Here is an 18,819-nt window from a genome sequence, read left to right on the forward strand (position 1 = left end):
ATGAACGCTCAGAAAAAGATCTTTAGTTTGCGCCGAAAGCTCGTATTGTTCGTCGGGATATTAGCGCTGATTACTTACACTAGCAGTTTTGTATTTATCGAATATTTACATCCGATGTTTTTTGAATCGACAAGCACAAGTACATTTCAGATTATTACCTATTTATTAGGAATCTTTTGGTCATGCGCATTGGCAGCTGTATTCGGTTTAGTCATTGTTCGCCCTTTACAGCAGTTGGAGCGCAGTGCAAACCATGTAGCGGAAGGTAAAATCGGACAAGATGTCGAAATGCCGAAAACAAATGATGAAATCCGCTCTGTAGCAGAAGCATTCCAAACGATGGTGATGAATTTACGCAAGATGGTAAACGGTATTGAAGACAACTACAAGTCAACCGATGAAACGATTTTGAAACTATCGGAAGAAAGTATTTCGGTTACGAACAACGCCGAGCAAATAACAAGTAATATTAGCCAAATTTCATTAGGGGCTGAATCTTCGGCAGTAGCCATTCAAGAAACGGTGGAAGCCATCGAGGAAGTCCGTGCATTAGCTGCGGAAGTGAACAATAAAGCATTACATACAGCAAGTCGCTCAAAAAATCTTTTAACAAACTTAACATCTACAACGGATTCGATTCATGGTGTTGTAAATAGTATTAAAAAAATCGCGACAGACAATGAAAATTCATTGGTAAATATTCGCGAGCTTGAAAAAAATGCGGAGCAGATTGAGCGGATTATAAGTTTAGTAGGCGATATCGCAGGACAAACAAACTTACTTGCGTTAAACGCATCAATTGAAGCGGCAAGAGCTGGCGAACATGGAAAGGGCTTTGCAGTTGTTGCAGAAGAAGTCCGTAGTTTGGCAGACGAAAGTGCAAGCGCTGTTCAGGGGATCACAACACTGATCCAAACGATGCAGCAAAATGTTTCGGTTGTAGTAAAACAGATGAACGAACAAGTTTCATTTGCGGTAAACGAATCTTCACGTGTTTCTGAAACAACGACAGCAGTTGAAGGTATGACAAAATCTGTTTATGAAATGGCCGATGATGTCGTTCAAATTTCAGAATTAGTCGCACAGCAAATGAAAAATATTGAACATACATCACATCAATCGCAGGAAGTGGCGGCTATTGCCGAGCAAACATCTGCAAGTGCACAGGAAGTAACATCCGCTTCACTTGAACAGGCCGAAGCAATCAAGCAAGTGGAAGAACTGGCAAGCAACTTAAAGCAACAATCTGCCGAGCTATATCGGATGATTCAACAATTCGACCGTACGCAGTAGAGTGGAATATAGTTTAGAAACCCCAATTGGTTTATCAGTTGGGGATTTTTGTTTTGGGAGCGCATGAGGGTTTCTAATAAGTGGCGGAGATTTTCTAATAAACGCGGGGAAGTTCTAATAAAATGCTGAACTTCCAATATATCCGTTCATTGTTCTAAAAAGCTGCTCGGATTGTCTAATAAAGGTGACGGAAGTTCAAATAAACGGGGCCGATTTTCTAATATCCGAAGTAGATCTTCTAATAAACCTTACCCGAGGCACCGCACCCCCCTGTTTCAAATACAAAAAGTCTGGGTATGGTACACTATTGTTTACAATAATTAGTCCTGGGGGGATTTATATTGAACAAAATGAAGTACTGGTTACTGATGGGAGTAGTTGTAGCGGGTCTTGCTGGATGTGGAGACGCAGAGGATGCGGATACGACAGATTCAGTTGACTCAACACCAGCCGAATCCACTGAATCATCAGAAGGAACGGGCTCAACGGATGTTTCTGCAGGTGAAAAAGTGGCAAATGCCAGCTGTGTAGGGTGTCATGGTGGAGATTTAACGGGAGCAATGGGACCAAACTTAACGACGACTTCTTTATCAAAAGAAGAAATTATTGATGTATTGGTCAATGGTAAAGGCGCAATGCCACCGGGTACAGCAAATGGTGAAGAAGAAGCGGTAGCAGAATACATTCTATCATTACAATAACGGTTAAAGACCACTCCTCGTCTGAGCGGTCTTTTTTTGTTGGAAACTAATGTTGAAAAACCCATTTCAACTTAACAAAGTCATGTAAAGCTGAACATTAACATAATTAATAATGAAAAATTAAGCCAATATCATCAAAATATTAACGATAAGGTTCGTTTATTCGTTTATTATTCGTGTTTGTGCATGTATTTTGAAAGTTATTCGGAAAAGACGTGTTATTCTTCCGGAATAAATGGTACACTGATGGTGAATATAATAAGTATACAAAATCGAGGCAGGAGGGATCTTCATGAAAATTGCAATTTCTTCGGATCACGGCGGTAATAATTTACGTAAAGAGATTATGTCACTACTTGATGAAATGTCAATCAGTTATGAAGACTTTGGTCCACAAACGGACGAGTCAGTAGATTACCCGGACTATGCACGTCCAGTAGCTGAACGAGTAGCTGCAGGGGAATTTGACAGAGGAATTTTAATATGCGGAACAGGTATTGGGATTTCGATTGCTGCAAACAAATTCAAAGGAATTCGTTGTGCACTTGTACATGACGTGTTCTCGGCAAAAGCAACACGTTGCCATAACGACTCAAACATTTTAGCGATGGGTGAGCGCGTAATCGGTCCAGGGCTGGCACGTGAGATTGTTGCAACTTGGCTGGATACACAGTTTGAAGGCGGTCGTCATATTCGCCGTGTTGAAAAGATTACTGAAATCGAAGAAGGGTAACAAATGGTGATTCAATGACAAACTTACACGATTTGCAAAAAGATTTAGCGCAAGCATTAACCGAATTTGAGCAACAAGTGAAGTTTTCTGAAGGTCAGCTATTTGTCATCGGCTGTTCCACATCAGAAGTAATGGGTGAGAAGATTGGAACAGCTGGTGCTCTCGATGTAGCGCAAGTTCTATACGAAGAATTTTCAATATTCGCGCAAAGACATAAAATTCACTTAGTTTTCCAAGGCTGCGAGCATATTAACCGAGCTTTAACACTTGAGGCTGCAGCCGCTAAAATGTACCATTTAGAACCTGTTTCGGTCATTCCTGTCCGTACAGCAGGTGGCTCCATGTCTGCATACGCTTTTACACAAATGGATGAACCTGTAGTTGTGGAAACCATCCAAGCACACTATGGGATAGATATTGGTCTAACATTAATCGGCATGCATTTAAAAGCAGTAGCCGTACCTTTGCGAACATCTGTTAAGCAACTAGGCAATGCAGTTATTACGTTAGCGACAACACGTCCGAAACTTATCGGTGGAGAACGTGCGCAATATACCGTAACACCTTAACGTTACATATATCATTTACTTGGAAACTCCGAGCGATTCGGAAGTACATTTAGGGGGATTTGAAAATGGCATTTGAAAAATTAGCAGGACAAGACAAGGCAATTTTAGACGCAATTTTATTGGAGAAAAAACGTCAAAACACAAACATCGAACTAATTGCATCAGAAAACTTCGTATCGGAAGCCGTTATGGAAGCACAAGGTTCATATTTAACAAATAAATATGCAGAAGGTTACCCTGGCAAACGTTACTATGGCGGATGTGAACATGTGGATGTAGTGGAAAATATCGCGCGTGACCGTGCAAAAGAATTATTCGGTGCAGCTTATGTTAACGTACAGCCACACTCAGGTGCGCAAGCGAACATGGCGGTTTACCATACAATCTTAAAACCAGGTGATACAGTACTTGGTATGAACTTATCACACGGTGGTCACTTAACACATGGATCACCAGTAAACTTCTCAGGTATTCTTTATAATTTCGTAGAATACGGTGTAACTGAAGATACAAACTTAATAGATTATGAAGATGTTCGTCAAAAAGCATTGGAATCTAAGCCAAAATTGATCGTTGCTGGTGCATCAGCTTATCCTCGTGCAATCGACTTTGCTAAGTTCCGTGAAATCGCGGATGAAGTTGGCGCATATTTCATGGTTGATATGGCGCATATTGCCGGTCTAGTAGCGGCGGGTGAGCACCAAAATCCAGTACCGTATGCAGATTTCGTAACGACAACAACTCATAAAACGTTACGCGGTCCTCGTGGCGGTATGATTTTAACAAATGATGAAAAATGGGAAAAAGAATTGAATAAATCAGTATTCCCTGGTATTCAAGGCGGCCCATTAATGCATGTCATCGCTGCAAAAGCAGTATCATTCGGTGAAGCATTACAACCTGAATTTAAAGATTACGCAAAACAAATTAAAGCAAATGCAGCGGCACTTGCAAAATCTTTAATGGATGAAGGTGTTGAGATCGTATCAGGCGGTACGGATAACCACTTGCTTCTATTAAATGTAAAATCTTTAGGTTTAACAGGTAAAGTAGCAGAGCATGTATTGGATGAAGTGGCGATTACTACAAACAAAAACACAATTCCATTCGATACAGAATCACCATTCGTTACATCAGGTATCCGTGTAGGTACAGCAGCTGTTACATCTCGAGGTTTCAAAGAAGAGGATGTAATCGAAGTAGGTAAAATTATCGCGTCAGTTCTTAAAAACCATGAAGATGCAGCAGTAAAAGAGGAAGCACGTAAACGTGTTGAAGCTCTTACAGCAAAATATCCTTTATACGCATAATTGAGTTTAAGCCCTCTATTTACAATATTGTAGATAGAGGGCTTTTTAATAAGAAGAAATAACGAATAGATAGGCAATTACAGGAGAATGCTACTTAAAGATAATATTTGTACTATTTTTGTATTATAAAAAGGGCAATTTTTAAAACATTCTTGTCATAGTTTTCGTTAACTTTATTTTCTGTTATACTGTGTTAGATAAACAACAGTTAGGAGATGTCAACGTGAGTAAAGTATACGTATTTGACCACCCATTAATCCAACATAAGTTAACTTATATTCGAGATAAAGAAACAGGGACAAAAGAATTCCGGGAGTTAGTTGACGAAGTCGCAACATTAATGGCTTTTGAAATTACTCGTGATTTACCACTGGAAGAAATCGAAGTGGAGACACCTGTTACAAAGGCGAAGGCAAAAGTATTATCAGGGAAGAAAATGGCGATTGTCCCAATTTTACGTGCGGGTATCGGAATGGTAGATGGCGTATTAAAATTAATTCCTGCTGCAAAAGTAGGTCATATTGGTCTTTACCGTGATCCGGAAACATTAAAGCCAGTAGAATATTATGCAAAACTTCCAGCAGATGTTGAAGAACGTGACTTCATTATTGTTGACCCGATGCTAGCAACGGGTGGTTCAGCTGTAGAAGCGATTAATTCACTGAAAAAGCGCGGTGCGAAAAGCATCAAGTTTATGTGTCTGATCGCAGCTCCAGAAGGTGTGGAAGAAATTCAAAAAAATCACTCAGACGTAGATATTTACATCGCATCTCTAGATGAAAAATTAAATGATCATGGCTATATCGTACCAGGCTTAGGTGATGCCGGGGATCGTTTATTCGGAACAAAATAATAAATAAACGAGACGTCCGTAAGCAGTTGCGGGCGTTTTCTATTAAATAGCAAGTTGATTAGACATTTGCAGAAAAAATTAATTACAGATTAGACAAGGAGAAAAATGATGACGAAGAAGTTTAAAGTTATGACGATTTTTGGAACAAGACCGGAGGCAATTAAAATGGCGCCTCTTGTGCTGGAACTGGGAAAACATCCGGAACAAATAGAATCGATTGTTACTGTAACGGCACAGCACCGTCAAATGCTTGACCAAGTGTTGGAAACTTTTGAAATTAAGCCGGATTATGATTTAAATATAATGAAAGACCGTCAAACACTGGTAGATGTAGCGACGAATGCACTATTAGGACTTGATCGAGTAATGAAGGAAGCAAAACCTGATATCGTGTTGGTACATGGTGATACGGCGACAACTTTTGTTGGCAGTCTGGCAGCTTTCTACAATCAAATTGCAATTGGCCATGTTGAAGCAGGACTTCGTACAGGTCAAAAATATTCACCATACCCGGAAGAGATGAACCGTCAGTTAACAGGGGTAATGGCAGATCTGCATTTTGCACCAACTGAACAGTCTCGTGCTAACCTGCTAAAGGAAAACAAACCGGCAGAAGCAATTTTCGTAACGGGTAATACGGCAATTGATGCATTAAAAACAACAGTAAGTGACCATTACACACATCCGGTCATTGAAAAAATTGGTTCGGACCGCATGATTTTATTAACGGCACACCGTCGTGAAAATCTAGGTGAACCAATGCGTAATATGTTCCGTGCAATTATGCGTCTGTTGAACGAGCATGATGATGTTCAAGTTGTCTACCCTGTGCATATGAATCCTGCAGTACGTGAAGTTGCCAATGAAATTTTAGGGGACAACCCGCGTGTTCATTTAATTGAACCATTGGAAGTTTTTGATTTCCATAATTTCGCTGCCCGTTCTTACATGATTTTAACGGATTCCGGCGGTGTTCAAGAAGAAGCGCCATCGTTAGGGAAACCGGTACTAGTTTTACGTGATACAACAGAGCGTCCTGAAGGGATTGCAGCAGGTACACTGAAACTTGCGGGAACAGACGAAGAAGTTATTTACAAAATGGCTAAAGAATTATTAGTCAATGACGAAGCTTATGAAGCAATGGCACATGCATCGAATCCTTATGGAGATGGATTTGCTTCCGAGCGTATTGTGGAAGCATTAATGCAATTTGCTCAAAAGCAGTTAGTAGATGAAATTATCGAAAAAGCAGAGACTCGATAATCCAAATTCTTACTGAAATTTACTTTAAAATGAAATTGACAACAGGAGATAGCATTTCGCTCCTGTTGTCAAGTATTAAATTCGACATTATTGCCAAAAAATTTTTTCTTGGATACAAAAAATGTATCGACACGGAAAAAACGCATGAAATAGCGAATTTTAGCGTTAGTGAAAAAATGCAAAAAATATTTATGCATAACTATACACAAATTTGTCAACAATTTGACAAGGAATGTATCTATGTGAAGTTTTTCACCATTACTAATTGACATCAAAAACCCCCTATTGTATGCTTACAAAGGGTAAGAATGATAAGAGTTTCGCCTAGTCAAAAGACGTTGAAACGCTTGTTATATCAAGTTTCTACTAGATTGACAGTTGAAACGAAACTCGTCAATTTGCAACGTTCTATGCGCCTGGATGAAGTCCGTGAAGATTAAGAGACACTTAGAAGTATGAAATGAATGTTCACAATAGGATTTTCCTGAAGTGGAATTATTTACTACTTGTAACGGCCTCTAATTTTGTAGTGCATTTACTACGTTTTAAATTCATTTAATGGTCGATGAACACTTTCTTTACTCGAAAAAAGTTTCAGGAGATTAACTGCCAATGCTAAATTTGCATCACGTTTTTGCAATGCAGAAGAAAGCGTTCTTTTTTTTGCTTGCTGTTTGTACGTTAGGCTGGGGATTTTCGCCATATGATTCTATATTTGCTGGTATAGCCCTAGGTGCGTTCTTTGGTACGTATAATTTTTGGATTTTACTTCGACGTATGGAAAAATTTGACCGTTCCATTAGTGAAGGGACAAAAGTAGCATCTATCGGTACAGCGCTTCGCTTTGGATCAGGTGTTGCCGCAGTCGCAATCGCAATATCGTTGCCACAATATTTTCACTTAATAAGCACGGTCATTGGGCTGATGATTCCGTACATCTTTTTAGTAGTAGAAAGAGTAGTACATCATATAAAAAGCCACTAAGGTGCATTTGAAAGAGAGGTGAATGCAAAAATGGATCATACAGCTCCAGAGCTAGATTTGGATTTAGGCTTTATGACGCTTACTTTCAACTTATCTACAGTACTAACTCTCTTAGTAGCTGCAGTCATCGTATTTATTATCGCGTTTGTATCAACACGTACACTTGCGTTAAAACCGACTGGTATGCAGAACTTCATGGAATGGGTTATGGATTTCGTGAAAAATATTATTAAGAGTAATATGGACTGGAAAACTGGTGGGCGCTTCCACATTCTAGGGATTACATTAATTATGTTCATTGCAGTGTCCAACTTACTTGGTTTACCAATGGGTGGTATTCTGTACGGCCATGATTTATGGTGGAAATCACCAACAGCCGATCCAGTTGTTACAATGACATTAGCTTCGATGGTTCTAGTTTTAACACAGTATTACGGCGTAAAAATGCAAGGTACTGGCGGTTATGCTAAAACATTCTTCCAACCAATGTCGTTTATGTTCCCGTTAAAAGTTATTGAAGAGTTTGCAAATACGTTAACTCTAGGTCTACGTCTTTACGGTAACATTTATGCCGGCGAGATTTTACTAACGTTACTAACTGGTTTAGCAGTTTCAAGTGCGTTTGGTTTCTTCGGTGCAATCGTACCAATGATGGCGTGGATGGGATTCTCGATTTTCATCGGATTTATCCAAGCTTTCATTTTCACAATGTTAACGATGGTATACATGGCTCACAAAGTGAGTACAGACCATTAATTATAAGTTCCCGCATTCAATGTAGTGCGGTAATTTGAACCAAAAAAAATTACAACATCCAAGGAGGATATTATCAAATGGTAGGTTCAGTAGGTTTATTAGCAGCAGCAATCGCAATCGGTTTAGCAGCACTAGGTGCAGGTATTGGTAACGGTTTAATCGTTTCAAAAACAGTAGAAGGTATCGCTCGTCAACCAGAAGCACGTGGCGCACTTCAAACTACAATGTTCATCGGGGTTGCATTAGTAGAAGCATTACCGATCATCGCAGTAGTAATCGCATTCATCGTAATGAACCAATAGTCTTCATAAAAAGATTATTAAAATCCAGTGGCGAAGTAGACTTCATTTGAAACCCTTCGCCATTAGTTTTGTGTAAATAAGAAATACCCTTTTTTATTTAATATTAAATATGAACAAAAAGTATGACAAAATATAGATTTTATTCAAGCTCTTGAAGGGAGTGAAACAATCGTGTTTTTAGACTATCTTGTACTAGGTGCAGGCGCTACTGGCATTAACTTAGGTGATGCTATTGCGACGTTAGTGATTTTCTTAGGTTTAATGGCACTTCTTAAAAAGTTCGCTTGGGGTCCTTTAATGGGTATCATGCGCGAGCGTGAAGAGTTAGTTGCAAGCGGTATCGATGCAGCTGAAAAAGCTAAAAAAGAAACACAAGCACTATTAGAAGAACAAAAGAGCCTTCTTAAAGAAGCTCGCACTGAAGCGCAATCAATTATTGAGAACGCTAAAAAGCAAGGCGAAGCAACTCGCGAAGAAATCGTGGTAACTGCACGCGCTGAAGCGAACCGTCTAAAAGAATCTGCTGTTCGTGATATCGAAGCAGAAAGAGAAAAAGCAATCGCTGCTGTACGTGAAGAAGTAGTTTCATTATCAGTACTTGCTGCGTCTAAAGTTCTTGGGAAAGAAATTTCTGAAGCAGACAATAGCGCACTAATTAAAGAAACGATTGCGAAGGCAGGCGAAGCGAAATGAGTCAATCGACTGTAGCAAATCGCTATGCTCAAGCAATTTACGAATTAGCATTAAGCAAAAACCTTCTTGCTGAAGTAGGTGCAGATTTACGTGAGATCAAAACAGTAGTAACTACAAACGAAGAGTTTATGGCATTACTTACTGCTCCGAAAATCTCTACTGACCGTAAGAAAGAGCTTATCGCTCAAATTTTAACGGGTGCACAGCCAATTGTTGTTAATATGGTTCAATTCCTAATCGAAAAGAAACGTCTTAACGAATTAACAGCTGTTGCAGACCAGTATCAAGCATTATCAGCTGCCGCTCAAGGCACTGCAGATGCTAAAGTATACTCTACGCGTGAATTAACTGATGGCGAACGTGCAGAAATTTCTGCTGCTTTCGGCAAGTTAGTCGGCAAAGGGCAACTTAACATTACAAACATTATCGATGCGTCATTAATTGGTGGCGTACGCGTTCAAATCGGCAACTACATTTTCGACAGCACTGTAGCGTCTAAGCTAGAGGACTTAAAACGAGTATTAGTTGGCTAAATCTTAAGAAATGTGAGAGGTGAACATACATGGGCATCAAAGCTGAAGAAATCAGCAGTCTGATTAAACAGCAGATTGAAGGTTATCAATCGGAATTAAAAGTAAGCGAAGTAGGTACAGTTATCACTGTTGGTGACGGTATCGCTCGTGCTCATGGCCTCGACAACGCCATGGCTGGAGAGCTTTTAGAGTTCTCAAACGGTGTTATGGGTATGGCACAAAACCTAGAAGAAGGTAACGTTGGTATCGTAATTTTAGGAGACTACCTAGGCATCAAAGAAGGCGATGAGGTTCGTCGTACAGGTCGTATTATGGAAGTACCAGTTGGTGAAGAACTAATTGGCCGTGTTGTAAACCCACTTGGTATGCCAGTGGATGGATTAGGTCCAATCAACACAACAAAATCTCGTCCAATCGAAAGTCCAGCTTTCGGTGTAATGGCACGTAAATCAGTACATGAGCCATTACAAACAGGTATCAAAGCGATCGACGCTTTAGTACCAATCGGTCGTGGTCAACGTGAGTTAATCATCGGTGACCGTCAAGTTGGTAAAACATCTGTAGCGATCGATACTATCTTAAACCAACAAGGCGAAGATATGATTTGTATCTACGTTGCAATTGGTCAAAAAGAATCAACTGTACGTAACGTTGTTGAAACTTTACGTAAACACGGTGCTTTAGATTACACAATCGTTGTAACTGCTTCTGCATCACAACCAGCTCCATTACTATACCTTGCTCCTTTCGCAGGTGTATCTATGGCAGAAGAATTCATGTTAGATGGTAAGCACGTATTAATCGTGTATGATGACTTAACTAAACAAGCATCAGCATACCGTGAACTTTCACTTCTTCTACGCCGTCCTCCAGGTCGTGAAGCTTACCCTGGTGACGTATTCTACTTACACAGCCGTCTACTTGAGCGTGCTGCGAAGTTAAACGAAACATACAAAAACGGTTCGATTACAGCGCTTCCATTCGTAGAAACGCAAGCGGGCGATATCTCTGCATATATCCCAACAAACGTAATCTCAATCACAGATGGTCAAATCTTCTTACAATCTGACTTATTCAACTCTGGTGTACGTCCAGCGATCAACGCCGGTTTATCAGTATCACGTGTAGGTGGTTCTGCTCAAATCAAAGCGATGAAAAAAGTAGCTGGTACATTACGTCTTGACTTAGCAGCATTCCGTGAGTTAGAGTCATTCGCTCAGTTCGGTTCTGACTTAGACGCAATCACACTTGCTAAATTAGAGCGTGGTAAACGTACTGTTGAAGTTTTAAAACAAGACTTAAACAAACCACTTAAAGTTGAAAAACAAGTTGCGATCCTTTATGCATTAACTAAAGGTCACTTAGATGATATTCCAGTACAAGACATCGTTCGTTTCGAAAACGAATTCTTAAGCTGGTTAGATACAAACCACACAAATGTTTTAGATCATGTTCGTACAACTAAAGAACTTGCTCCAGACGCAGAGTATGTTGAAGCAATTAATGCGTTCAAAAAGACTTTCGCTAAATCTGAGTAAGAATTGAACGGTTTTTCACGCACATTATTGTAGCGTGAAAAACTGGACAACTCTTTTTTAATAAGAGCTTGATAAAAATCTAAAGGTGGTGAAATACCAGTGGTAAACTTACGCGAAATTAAAGGTCGTATTAACTCTACAAAGTCAACGAAACAAATTACGAAAGCGATGCAGATGGTTTCTTCTTCAAAGTTACGTCGTGCAGAGCAAAATGCTAAGTCTTACGTTCCATACATGGAAAAAATCCAGGACGTAGTAGGCGCAATCGCAACAGGTACAAAAGACAGCGGACATCCAATGTTAACTACTCGCCCTGTTAAGAAAACAGCTTACTTAGTCATCGGTTCTGACCGTGGTTTAGCAGGTGCTTACAACTCAAGCATCTTACGTGAAGTACAAAGCACTATTGATAAACGTCACAAGTCGAAAGATGAGTACGTTGTTTTAGTAGTAGGTCGTGTTGTTCGTGATTACTTTGTAAAGCGTGGACACAATGTTATCGCAGATGTCGTTGCTCTACCTGACCAACCATCATTTGCCGATATTAAAGAAATCGCTCGTAATGCTGTTGGTATGTTCATTGATGGTACGTATGATGAACTTTATATGTACTACAATCACTTCGTATCTGCAATTCAAAACGAAGTGACTGTGAAAAAAGTTCTTCCTTTAACTGATATTGCACCTTCTTCAAGCAATGCTTCTTATGAGTTTGAGCCATCAGGCGAAGCGATTTTAGAAGTATTACTTCCACAATATGCGGAAAGCTTAATTTACGGCGCTTTATTAGACGGAAAAGCGAGTGAACATTCAGCGCGTATGACAGCAATGAAAAACGCTACAGACAATGCAAACGATCTTATTGCAGACCTTTCTCTACAATACAACCGTGCACGTCAAGCGGCGATTACACAAGAAATTACAGAAATCGTTGGTGGAGCTGCAGCCTTAGAATAGGCGCGCTCATCAACGTCGTATAAGAATACGATAGGAGGGTACAAAGTAATGAACAAAGGACACGTTCTTCAAGTAATGGGTCCAGTAGTAGACGTAAAGTTTGCTAATGGTCAATTACCAGACATTTATAACGCATTAACAGTTACAATTGAACGTCCTAACGAAGCACCGACTACTCTTGCATTAGAAGTAGCGCTTCACTTAGGTGACGATTCTGTTCGTACAATTGCCATGTCATCTACTGATGGTTTACAACGTGGAGCAGAAGTAACAAACTCAGGAGCACCAATCTCAGTACCAGTTGGTGAAGCTACATTAGGTCGCGTATTTAACGTACTTGGTGAAGTTATCGACTTAGGTGAAGAAATTCCTGCTGATGTTCGTCGTGATTCTATTCACCGCGAAGCTCCAACATTCGATCAATTATCAACTACTGTAGAAATCCTTGAAACAGGTATCAAAGTAGTAGACTTATTAGCACCATACATCAAAGGTGGTAAAATCGGTCTATTCGGTGGTGCCGGTGTAGGTAAAACAGTATTAATCCAAGAATTAATCAACAACATCGCACAAGAGCACGCAGGTATTTCTGTATTCGCGGGTGTAGGTGAGCGTACTCGTGAGGGTAACGACTTATTCTTCGAAATGACAGATTCAGGCGTAATCAAACAAACTGCGATGGTATTCGGTCAAATGAATGAGCCACCTGGAGCACGTATGCGCGTAGCTTTAACTGGTTTAACAATGGCTGAGTTCTTCCGTGATGAGCAAGGTGCAGACGTACTTTTATTCATCGACAACATTTTCCGTTTCACACAAGCAGGTTCTGAGGTTTCTGCCCTATTAGGTCGTATGCCTTCAGCGGTAGGTTACCAGCCAACACTTGCTACAGAAATGGGTAAATTACAAGAACGTATCACATCTACTACAAAAGGTTCTGTAACTTCGATCCAAGCGATTTATGTACCAGCCGATGACTATACTGACCCGGCTCCGGCTACAACTTTCGCCCACTTAGATGCAACAACTAACCTTGAGCGTAAATTATCTGAGATGGGTATCTATCCAGCGGTAGACCCACTAGCTTCGACTTCTCGTGCATTATCACCAGAAATCGTTGGACCAGAACACTATGCAATCGCAACTGGTGTTCAACGTACAATCCAACGTTACCGTGAGTTACAAGATATCATTGCTATCTTAGGTATGGATGAGTTATCTGATGAAGATAAACAAACTGTAGAACGTGCTCGTCGTATCCAGTTCTTCTTATCTCAAAACTTCCACGTAGCGGAGCAATTCACTGGTCAAAAAGGTTCTTATGTACCTGTTAAAGAAACTGTTCGTTCATTCAAGGAAATCCTTGATGGCAAATGGGATCACTTACCAGAAGATGCTTTCCGTCTAGTAGGTTCTATTGATGAAGTAGTAGCGAAAGCTAAAGAAATGGGCGTACAAGTCTAATTAGCTGACGAGGAGGAAAAAATATGAAGACAGTTACAGTCAATATTGTCACTCCCGACGGCTCAGTATACGATTCAGAAGTAACGATGGTAATCGCTAAAACGACTTCAGGTGAAATTGGTGTCTTAGCTGGCCATATTCCTATGGTTGCTCCACTTACAATTGGTTCTGTGAAGCTTAAAAAAGCAGACGGCACTACAGATGTCGCAGCGGTTAGCGGTGGTTTCATTGAAGTTCGCCCTGAAAAAATCTCGATTTTAGCTCCTTCTGCAGAAGTTGCTTCTTCGATCGATGTTGCCCGTGCTAAAGAAGCTTTAGCCCGTGCTGAAGGTCGCCTTCAAAAGAAACAAGATGACATCGATTTCCAACGCGCGGAATTATCTTTAAAACGTGCGATGAATCGTATCAATGTTCATGAGGGTAATATCTAATGTTTAACAAGCGGGCAGATTCTTTCTGCCTGCTTTTTTTATAGTCATGAAAAAAACACAGGAAGTTAAACTGGCTGAAACACAAATCGCCAATATTTGAGGTAAGGTGTTTAAAAGGAGCGGGGAAAATGGATTTATATGTCGAGGCTGGCCAACAAGCAATCGTTAATGTATTAGCATATATTATATTTATAGGAATTGCCCTTTATGCATTACAAGGACTAAGAATCGAACAATTATTTAAAAAAGGGAAAACTTTTCAAATTCAGCTCTTTTATATTTTGACGAGTATTGTTATTGGTTCAATTGTAGCGGATTTCTTTTTAAACTTTTTAAGATGGTCGCAAACGATTCCCTATATTTTTAGTTAGTACAGGAAATAGCTGCGGTTTTATTTCTTGTAAAGGGGAATAAATGTTTGTTTTCCACTACAAGAAATAAAAATTTCCTAGGAAATATTACAGGTTTGCAAAGTTACATGTTTTGGGTAGTTATTAAAGGAAGATACTTTTATGTGAAAATTTGTCTATTCACACTAAATAGTTACGCTGCGTATTATAATTTAATAGCCTTTTTAAACAAATTAGCTTAAAATAGTAATTTGGGTGCTTGAATTGCCGCCCTAATAAATGTAGTATATTTTTGTGTGTAAATTGAGTCAAATGAAGTTTAAAATAATTTAAGTTTAATTGAACTTATTCCTTTATTATATGAGAATTGAATTCGGAGGGACGAATTGTGGAGAGAATTATTGTTACTGGAGGTCAGACACTAAAAGGCACAGTACGCGTTGAAGGCGCAAAAAATGCTGTATTACCGATTTTGGCTGCTTCTCTATTAGCTTCTAAAGATAAAAATATGATTAAAGATGTACCAAACTTAGCAGATGTCGGTACGATTGGTGAAGTGTTAAAAAGTTTAAACGCGATTGTCGAATACGATGTCGAGAAAAATGAAATGATGATTGATGCCTCTATGAAGCTATCTAGTGAAGCTCAATTTGAGTTTGTAAGTAAAATGCGTGCTTCCATTTTAGTAATGGGTTCATTATTGGCACGTAATGGCTATGCACGCGTAGCATTACCAGGCGGCTGTGCAATTGGATCTCGTCCAATCGAACTTCATTTAAAAGGCTTCGAAGCTATGGGTGCAGAGATTTCCTTTGGACATGGTTATGTCGAAGCTAAAGTAAAAGGTGAACTAAAAGGCGCAGAAATCTATTTAGACTTCCCAAGTGTTGGGGCTACTGAAAACATTATGACAGCAGCATCTTTAGCAAAAGGGACGACGATTATTGAAAATGCAGCGAAAGAGCCTGAAATAGTTGATTTGGCAAACTTTATTAACGCTATGGGCGGCCGTGTAATTGGTGCCGGTACTGATACGATCCGTATCGAAGGCGTTAAAGAATTAAAAGGTTGCGAACATTATATTATTCCAGACCGTATTGAAGCCGGAACATTTATGGTAGCGGCAGCAATTACTCGCGGAGATGTTTTAATCGAAAACGCCGTACCAGAGCATATGACAGCACTAACTGCAAAAATGCGTGAAATGGGTGTAGAAGTTATCGAAGAAGATGAAGGCATCCGTGTGCGCGCAAATGACCCGTTAAAAGCGGTTGATATTAAAACGATGCCACACCCAGGTTTCCCGACAGATATGCAATCACAAATGATGGCATTAATGTTAACGGCAAACGGAACAAGTATCATTACAGAAACAGTTTTCGAAAACCGTTTCATGCATGTTGAAGAATTCCGTCGCATGAATGCTGATGCAAAGATCGAAGGGCGTTCTGTTTTCATTGAAGGCGGCAAAAAACTTCAAGGTGCCGAAGTATCAGCAACAGATTTACGTGCAGCAGCTGCACTGATCTTAACTGGTCTAGTATCTGAAGGCGTAACACGTGTTACAAAGTTACACCATTTAGACCGTGGTTATGTCGATTTCCACAAAAAACTAGCTTCTTTAGGTGCAATGATCGAACGCATCGATTCAGAAGAAGAAGTGTTACAAGAAATCGTTGTGACAGTTTAAAAATTAGATTCATATAAACATATAAAGTATTCAGAAAGTGAGATTTACGCTTTCTGGGTGCTTTTTTGTTTATGGGGGATCGGACGATAATGTAGAATGATTCATGGAGAAAGTGGAACATAGCGCTGCAAAAGGAGAACGAAGCACTCTATAAGTAGAAAGTTCCGGCAGTAATGGAGAACAATCTACATCAAAAGTAGAACCCGGCGCTAGTAAAGTAGAATAACCTCATTCAAAAGTAGAGTCCTTTTATATCTCTCACTGTAGAGCTACTCCCCAAATCCGGTCCCGCAAAAAATAGAAATTCTCTCTCCAAATTGAACTCATATTCTTCCTGTGTGTTCATATACTGTCTCATGAAAAAAATTATCATTTTCTTTATCATTGGCGTCCTATTGTTTTTAGTCCCATTCACTTTAAAATCTAAGAAACAAACTTCCATTATTGAACAAACAGAATCTACTTCTTGTCCTTTATTTATTAAAGTGAATAATACTGATGTTCCAATTGAAGATTATTTAATTGGTGTAATTGCAGGGGAAATGCCGGCAAGTTTCCATATGGAAGCTTTAAAAGCTCAGGCGATTGCCTCCCGAACTTATGTATTGAAGCAGACCAATTACGGAAAAAAGCCGATTCTCACAACGACAGCCCACCAAGTTTACAATGATCAGCAATTACGAGAAGAAAAATGGAAAACTACTTTTGCCGAAAATGAAGAAAAAATAACAGAGGCCGTCAAACAAACCGCCAACCAAATTCTTACCTATAATGATGAACTGATTACAGCCATGTTTCATGCATCATCCTTTCAATATACCGAGTCCGCGGAAAACTACAGCGGAAATCCGATTCCCTACTTAACAGCAACCACTTCGCCTGAACAATTAAACCAAGAACAGACTACTTATACATTTGAAGAGATCAATAAAAAACTTAAACAGAATTTCTCGAAGGCTCAGCTTCAAAATGCAAAACTGCAGCGAAATGACACGAACCGCATCGAGCAAATTACGATCAACAAAAAAACATGGCCTGGCAGAGAACTGCGCACACTTTTAAACTTGCGCTCAACGAATTTCACATGGGAACCGTCAGCAACCGGTATAACGATTAAAACTTATGGATACGGGCATGGGGTAGGTATGAGCCAGCATGGGGCAAATACGATGGCACAGGGGGGAATAACGGCGGAAGATATCCTATCTCATTACTATCCATCGACTACAATAAAATCGATAAATTATTGTAAAAAATAATGTTTAACTTTCCAATTTCTTGTACACACTTCCATTTGAGGTGATGAATATGAGAGAAGTTAAACAAAAGCCTTCTCAGAAACCAGTTATGCAAAGACGGTGGTTTTGGCCGGCTGTATACGGTGGTATGGCAGTAATGATTGTGGCAGTTATTTTTAGTTTTAATGCATTGTACGAAAGTCAGAACGAGCAGGAATTGATGGAAGAAGTTTCTGCACCGGCCGATCAGTCGATTGTTCCAACAACAGCGACTGTTACGGAATCTTTGAAGTATCCATTCAAAGAAGAATACTTAAATGAAGTAACGATTTTACAGGATTTTTATGACGTATCAAAAGATGAAGCGACACGAGAAAACTCATTACTTGTATTTAATCAAGTGTTCACGACATCTACAGGCGTCTCTATCGCAATTAACAGCGAGCCTTTTGAAGTTGTTGCTGCAATGAGCGGTGAAGTGACAGAAGTAAAAATGGATGCATTTACAGGTAACAGCATTACAATTACACATCCAAATGGTATGCAAACACGTTATAACTCCGTGGCAGATATTCTTGTAAAACAAGGTGATCAAGTTACACAAGGCGATCAGCTAGCTACTTCACAAGAAAATGAATGGAATCCAAACATTGGCGTTCATTTACACTTTGAAGTAATGGAAGATGGTGTACTGGTGGATCCGAACAAATATTTATCCTTTTGATTATTTAGCGAAATGGATGAATTCGGATATATTTTTAGTAAGTTAACAACGAATCCTGCAATCTACTTCGAATAATTAAGAGCCTACTCACATAAGGTGAAATATTAAGAAGCAAGGCTCTTTAGATTAGACGTAGAGAGGGAGAGGACGTGCACGAACATATTCGGCAACGCTGCGTTCGTTTGGGTGAACTGTTGGTAGAGACAGGTGAAACCGTGCGTGCACTCGCGAAAATGACGGGATTCTCTAAAAGTACTGTACACAAAGATTTGACAGAGCGGCTAAAACAAGTGAATGAACCACTTGCGCTACAAGTACAACAAGTTTTAACCTATAACAAATCGATTCGCCATTTACGCGGTGGTGAAGCAACACGTAAAAAGTGGATTACAAAGCAACAAGAAAAAAGCATTTAGTCTGTTTTTATAACAACTAAA

Annotated in this window: 21 protein-coding genes; all 21 read left to right on the plus strand. The window is 39.6% G+C overall.

Going from position 1 to position 18,819, the window contains the following annotated elements:
- The 21 genes from MKY27_RS02750 to MKY27_RS02850 all read left to right on the plus strand — a co-directional run bounded on the left by MKY27_RS02750 (position 1) and on the right by MKY27_RS02850 (position 18,798).
- The gene (locus MKY27_RS02750) at positions 1-1,293 is read left to right on the plus strand and encodes a HAMP domain-containing methyl-accepting chemotaxis protein (RefSeq protein WP_339197520.1); all 1,293 of its coding nucleotides are present in this window, start codon (positions 1-3) and stop codon (positions 1,291-1,293) included.
- Between the two features lie 350 nt (positions 1,294-1,643).
- The gene (locus MKY27_RS02755; RefSeq protein ID WP_339199614.1) at positions 1,644-1,994 is read left to right on the plus strand and encodes a cytochrome c; all 351 of its coding nucleotides are present in this window, start codon (positions 1,644-1,646) and stop codon (positions 1,992-1,994) included.
- A 292-nt stretch (positions 1,995-2,286) separates the two neighbouring features.
- Positions 2,287-2,727 carry a ribose 5-phosphate isomerase B gene (gene rpiB / locus MKY27_RS02760; RefSeq protein ID WP_339175134.1) on the plus strand — a complete coding sequence of 147 codons (441 nt, stop codon included), beginning with the start codon at positions 2,287-2,289 and terminating at the stop codon, positions 2,725-2,727.
- 14 nt (positions 2,728-2,741) lie between these two features.
- Positions 2,742-3,296, plus strand: a complete 555-nt coding sequence (locus MKY27_RS02765; RefSeq protein WP_339197523.1) for a TIGR01440 family protein — start codon at positions 2,742-2,744, stop codon at positions 3,294-3,296.
- 65 nt (positions 3,297-3,361) lie between these two features.
- Positions 3,362-4,606, plus strand: a complete 1,245-nt coding sequence (gene glyA, locus MKY27_RS02770) for a serine hydroxymethyltransferase (protein ID WP_339175137.1) — start codon at positions 3,362-3,364, stop codon at positions 4,604-4,606.
- A gap of 223 nt (positions 4,607-4,829) precedes the next feature.
- Positions 4,830-5,459 (plus strand): uracil phosphoribosyltransferase, encoded by a 630-nt coding sequence (gene upp, locus MKY27_RS02775; RefSeq protein WP_251689856.1) that lies wholly within the window; start codon positions 4,830-4,832, stop codon positions 5,457-5,459.
- 108 nt (positions 5,460-5,567) lie between these two features.
- The gene (wecB, locus tag MKY27_RS02780) at positions 5,568-6,722 is read left to right on the plus strand and encodes a UDP-N-acetylglucosamine 2-epimerase (non-hydrolyzing) (protein ID WP_339197524.1); all 1,155 of its coding nucleotides are present in this window, start codon (positions 5,568-5,570) and stop codon (positions 6,720-6,722) included.
- Positions 6,723-7,334: 612 nt separating this feature from the next.
- Entirely contained in the window at positions 7,335-7,706 is a 372-nt protein-coding gene (locus MKY27_RS02785) for an ATP synthase subunit I (protein WP_251689854.1), read from the plus strand.
- 30 nt (positions 7,707-7,736) lie between these two features.
- A complete protein-coding gene (atpB, locus tag MKY27_RS02790; protein WP_339175141.1) occupies positions 7,737-8,462 on the plus strand; it encodes a F0F1 ATP synthase subunit A in 726 nt (241 codons plus the stop codon).
- A gap of 77 nt (positions 8,463-8,539) precedes the next feature.
- Positions 8,540-8,764, plus strand: coding sequence for a F0F1 ATP synthase subunit C (gene atpE, locus MKY27_RS02795; protein ID WP_008404451.1), 225 nt, complete (start codon positions 8,540-8,542; stop codon positions 8,762-8,764).
- Positions 8,765-8,935: 171 nt separating this feature from the next.
- Entirely contained in the window at positions 8,936-9,457 is a 522-nt protein-coding gene (gene atpF, locus MKY27_RS02800) for a F0F1 ATP synthase subunit B (RefSeq protein ID WP_339175142.1), read from the plus strand.
- On the plus strand, positions 9,454-9,990 hold the full coding sequence (locus MKY27_RS02805; RefSeq protein WP_079524649.1) for a F0F1 ATP synthase subunit delta: 537 nt from the start codon (positions 9,454-9,456) through the stop codon (positions 9,988-9,990). Before atpF ends, MKY27_RS02805 begins: the two co-directional genes overlap by 4 nt.
- 29 nt (positions 9,991-10,019) lie before the next feature.
- On the plus strand, positions 10,020-11,528 hold the full coding sequence (gene atpA, locus MKY27_RS02810) for a F0F1 ATP synthase subunit alpha (RefSeq protein ID WP_339175143.1): 1,509 nt from the start codon (positions 10,020-10,022) through the stop codon (positions 11,526-11,528).
- A gap of 99 nt (positions 11,529-11,627) precedes the next feature.
- Positions 11,628-12,485 carry an ATP synthase F1 subunit gamma gene (gene atpG, locus MKY27_RS02815; protein ID WP_339175144.1) on the plus strand — a complete coding sequence of 286 codons (858 nt, stop codon included), beginning with the start codon at positions 11,628-11,630 and terminating at the stop codon, positions 12,483-12,485.
- 48 nt (positions 12,486-12,533) lie between these two features.
- Positions 12,534-13,949, plus strand: a complete 1,416-nt coding sequence (gene atpD / locus MKY27_RS02820) for a F0F1 ATP synthase subunit beta (protein WP_079524652.1) — start codon at positions 12,534-12,536, stop codon at positions 13,947-13,949.
- A gap of 23 nt (positions 13,950-13,972) precedes the next feature.
- Positions 13,973-14,380, plus strand: a complete 408-nt coding sequence (locus MKY27_RS02825; RefSeq protein WP_339175146.1) for a F0F1 ATP synthase subunit epsilon — start codon at positions 13,973-13,975, stop codon at positions 14,378-14,380.
- Positions 14,381-14,508: 128 nt separating this feature from the next.
- The gene (locus tag MKY27_RS02830) at positions 14,509-14,751 is read left to right on the plus strand and encodes a DUF1146 family protein (RefSeq protein WP_339175147.1); all 243 of its coding nucleotides are present in this window, start codon (positions 14,509-14,511) and stop codon (positions 14,749-14,751) included.
- 367 nt (positions 14,752-15,118) lie between these two features.
- Positions 15,119-16,420, plus strand: coding sequence for a UDP-N-acetylglucosamine 1-carboxyvinyltransferase (gene murA / locus MKY27_RS02835; RefSeq protein WP_008404441.1), 1,302 nt, complete (start codon positions 15,119-15,121; stop codon positions 16,418-16,420).
- A gap of 356 nt (positions 16,421-16,776) precedes the next feature.
- The gene (gene spoIID, locus MKY27_RS02840) at positions 16,777-17,679 is read left to right on the plus strand and encodes a stage II sporulation protein D (RefSeq protein ID WP_339197525.1); all 903 of its coding nucleotides are present in this window, start codon (positions 16,777-16,779) and stop codon (positions 17,677-17,679) included.
- A 49-nt stretch (positions 17,680-17,728) separates the two neighbouring features.
- Positions 17,729-18,382 carry a M23 family metallopeptidase gene (locus tag MKY27_RS02845; RefSeq protein WP_339175149.1) on the plus strand — a complete coding sequence of 218 codons (654 nt, stop codon included), beginning with the start codon at positions 17,729-17,731 and terminating at the stop codon, positions 18,380-18,382.
- A 149-nt stretch (positions 18,383-18,531) separates the two neighbouring features.
- Positions 18,532-18,798 (plus strand): sporulation transcriptional regulator SpoIIID, encoded by a 267-nt coding sequence (locus MKY27_RS02850; RefSeq protein WP_008404436.1) that lies wholly within the window; start codon positions 18,532-18,534, stop codon positions 18,796-18,798.
- Positions 18,799-18,819: the final 21 nt, after the last annotated feature.

This window comes from Solibacillus sp. FSL R5-0449, assembly GCF_037975215.1.
Lineage (GTDB): Bacteria > Bacillota > Bacilli > Bacillales_A > Planococcaceae > Solibacillus.

What these genes read in the sequence shown, in the direction of transcription:
- glyA (WP_339175137.1), top strand. Translation starts at nt 3,362, where the DNA reads ATGGCATTTGAAAAATTAGCAGGACAAGACAAGGCAATTTTAGACGCA.
- MKY27_RS02830 (WP_339175147.1), top strand. Translation starts at nt 14,509, where the DNA reads ATGGATTTATATGTCGAGGCTGGCCAACAAGCAATCGTTAATGTATTA.
- MKY27_RS02825 (WP_339175146.1), top strand. Translation starts at nt 13,973, where the DNA reads ATGAAGACAGTTACAGTCAATATTGTCACTCCCGACGGCTCAGTATAC.
- MKY27_RS02765 (WP_339197523.1), top strand. Translation starts at nt 2,742, where the DNA reads ATGACAAACTTACACGATTTGCAAAAAGATTTAGCGCAAGCATTAACC.
- atpE (WP_008404451.1), top strand. Translation starts at nt 8,540, where the DNA reads ATGGTAGGTTCAGTAGGTTTATTAGCAGCAGCAATCGCAATCGGTTTA.
- rpiB (WP_339175134.1), top strand. Translation starts at nt 2,287, where the DNA reads ATGAAAATTGCAATTTCTTCGGATCACGGCGGTAATAATTTACGTAAA.
- MKY27_RS02805 (WP_079524649.1), top strand. Translation starts at nt 9,454, where the DNA reads ATGAGTCAATCGACTGTAGCAAATCGCTATGCTCAAGCAATTTACGAA.
- atpB (WP_339175141.1), top strand. Translation starts at nt 7,737, where the DNA reads ATGGATCATACAGCTCCAGAGCTAGATTTGGATTTAGGCTTTATGACG.
- MKY27_RS02845 (WP_339175149.1), top strand. Translation starts at nt 17,729, where the DNA reads ATGAGAGAAGTTAAACAAAAGCCTTCTCAGAAACCAGTTATGCAAAGA.
- wecB (WP_339197524.1), top strand. Translation starts at nt 5,568, where the DNA reads ATGACGAAGAAGTTTAAAGTTATGACGATTTTTGGAACAAGACCGGAG.
- atpA (WP_339175143.1), top strand. Translation starts at nt 10,020, where the DNA reads ATGGGCATCAAAGCTGAAGAAATCAGCAGTCTGATTAAACAGCAGATT.
- MKY27_RS02750 (WP_339197520.1), top strand. Translation starts at nt 1, where the DNA reads ATGAACGCTCAGAAAAAGATCTTTAGTTTGCGCCGAAAGCTCGTATTG.
- MKY27_RS02755 (WP_339199614.1), top strand. Translation starts at nt 1,644, where the DNA reads ATGAAGTACTGGTTACTGATGGGAGTAGTTGTAGCGGGTCTTGCTGGA.
- atpD (WP_079524652.1), top strand. Translation starts at nt 12,534, where the DNA reads ATGAACAAAGGACACGTTCTTCAAGTAATGGGTCCAGTAGTAGACGTA.
- spoIID (WP_339197525.1), top strand. Translation starts at nt 16,777, where the DNA reads ATGAAAAAAATTATCATTTTCTTTATCATTGGCGTCCTATTGTTTTTA.
- MKY27_RS02785 (WP_251689854.1), top strand. Translation starts at nt 7,335, where the DNA reads ATGCTAAATTTGCATCACGTTTTTGCAATGCAGAAGAAAGCGTTCTTT.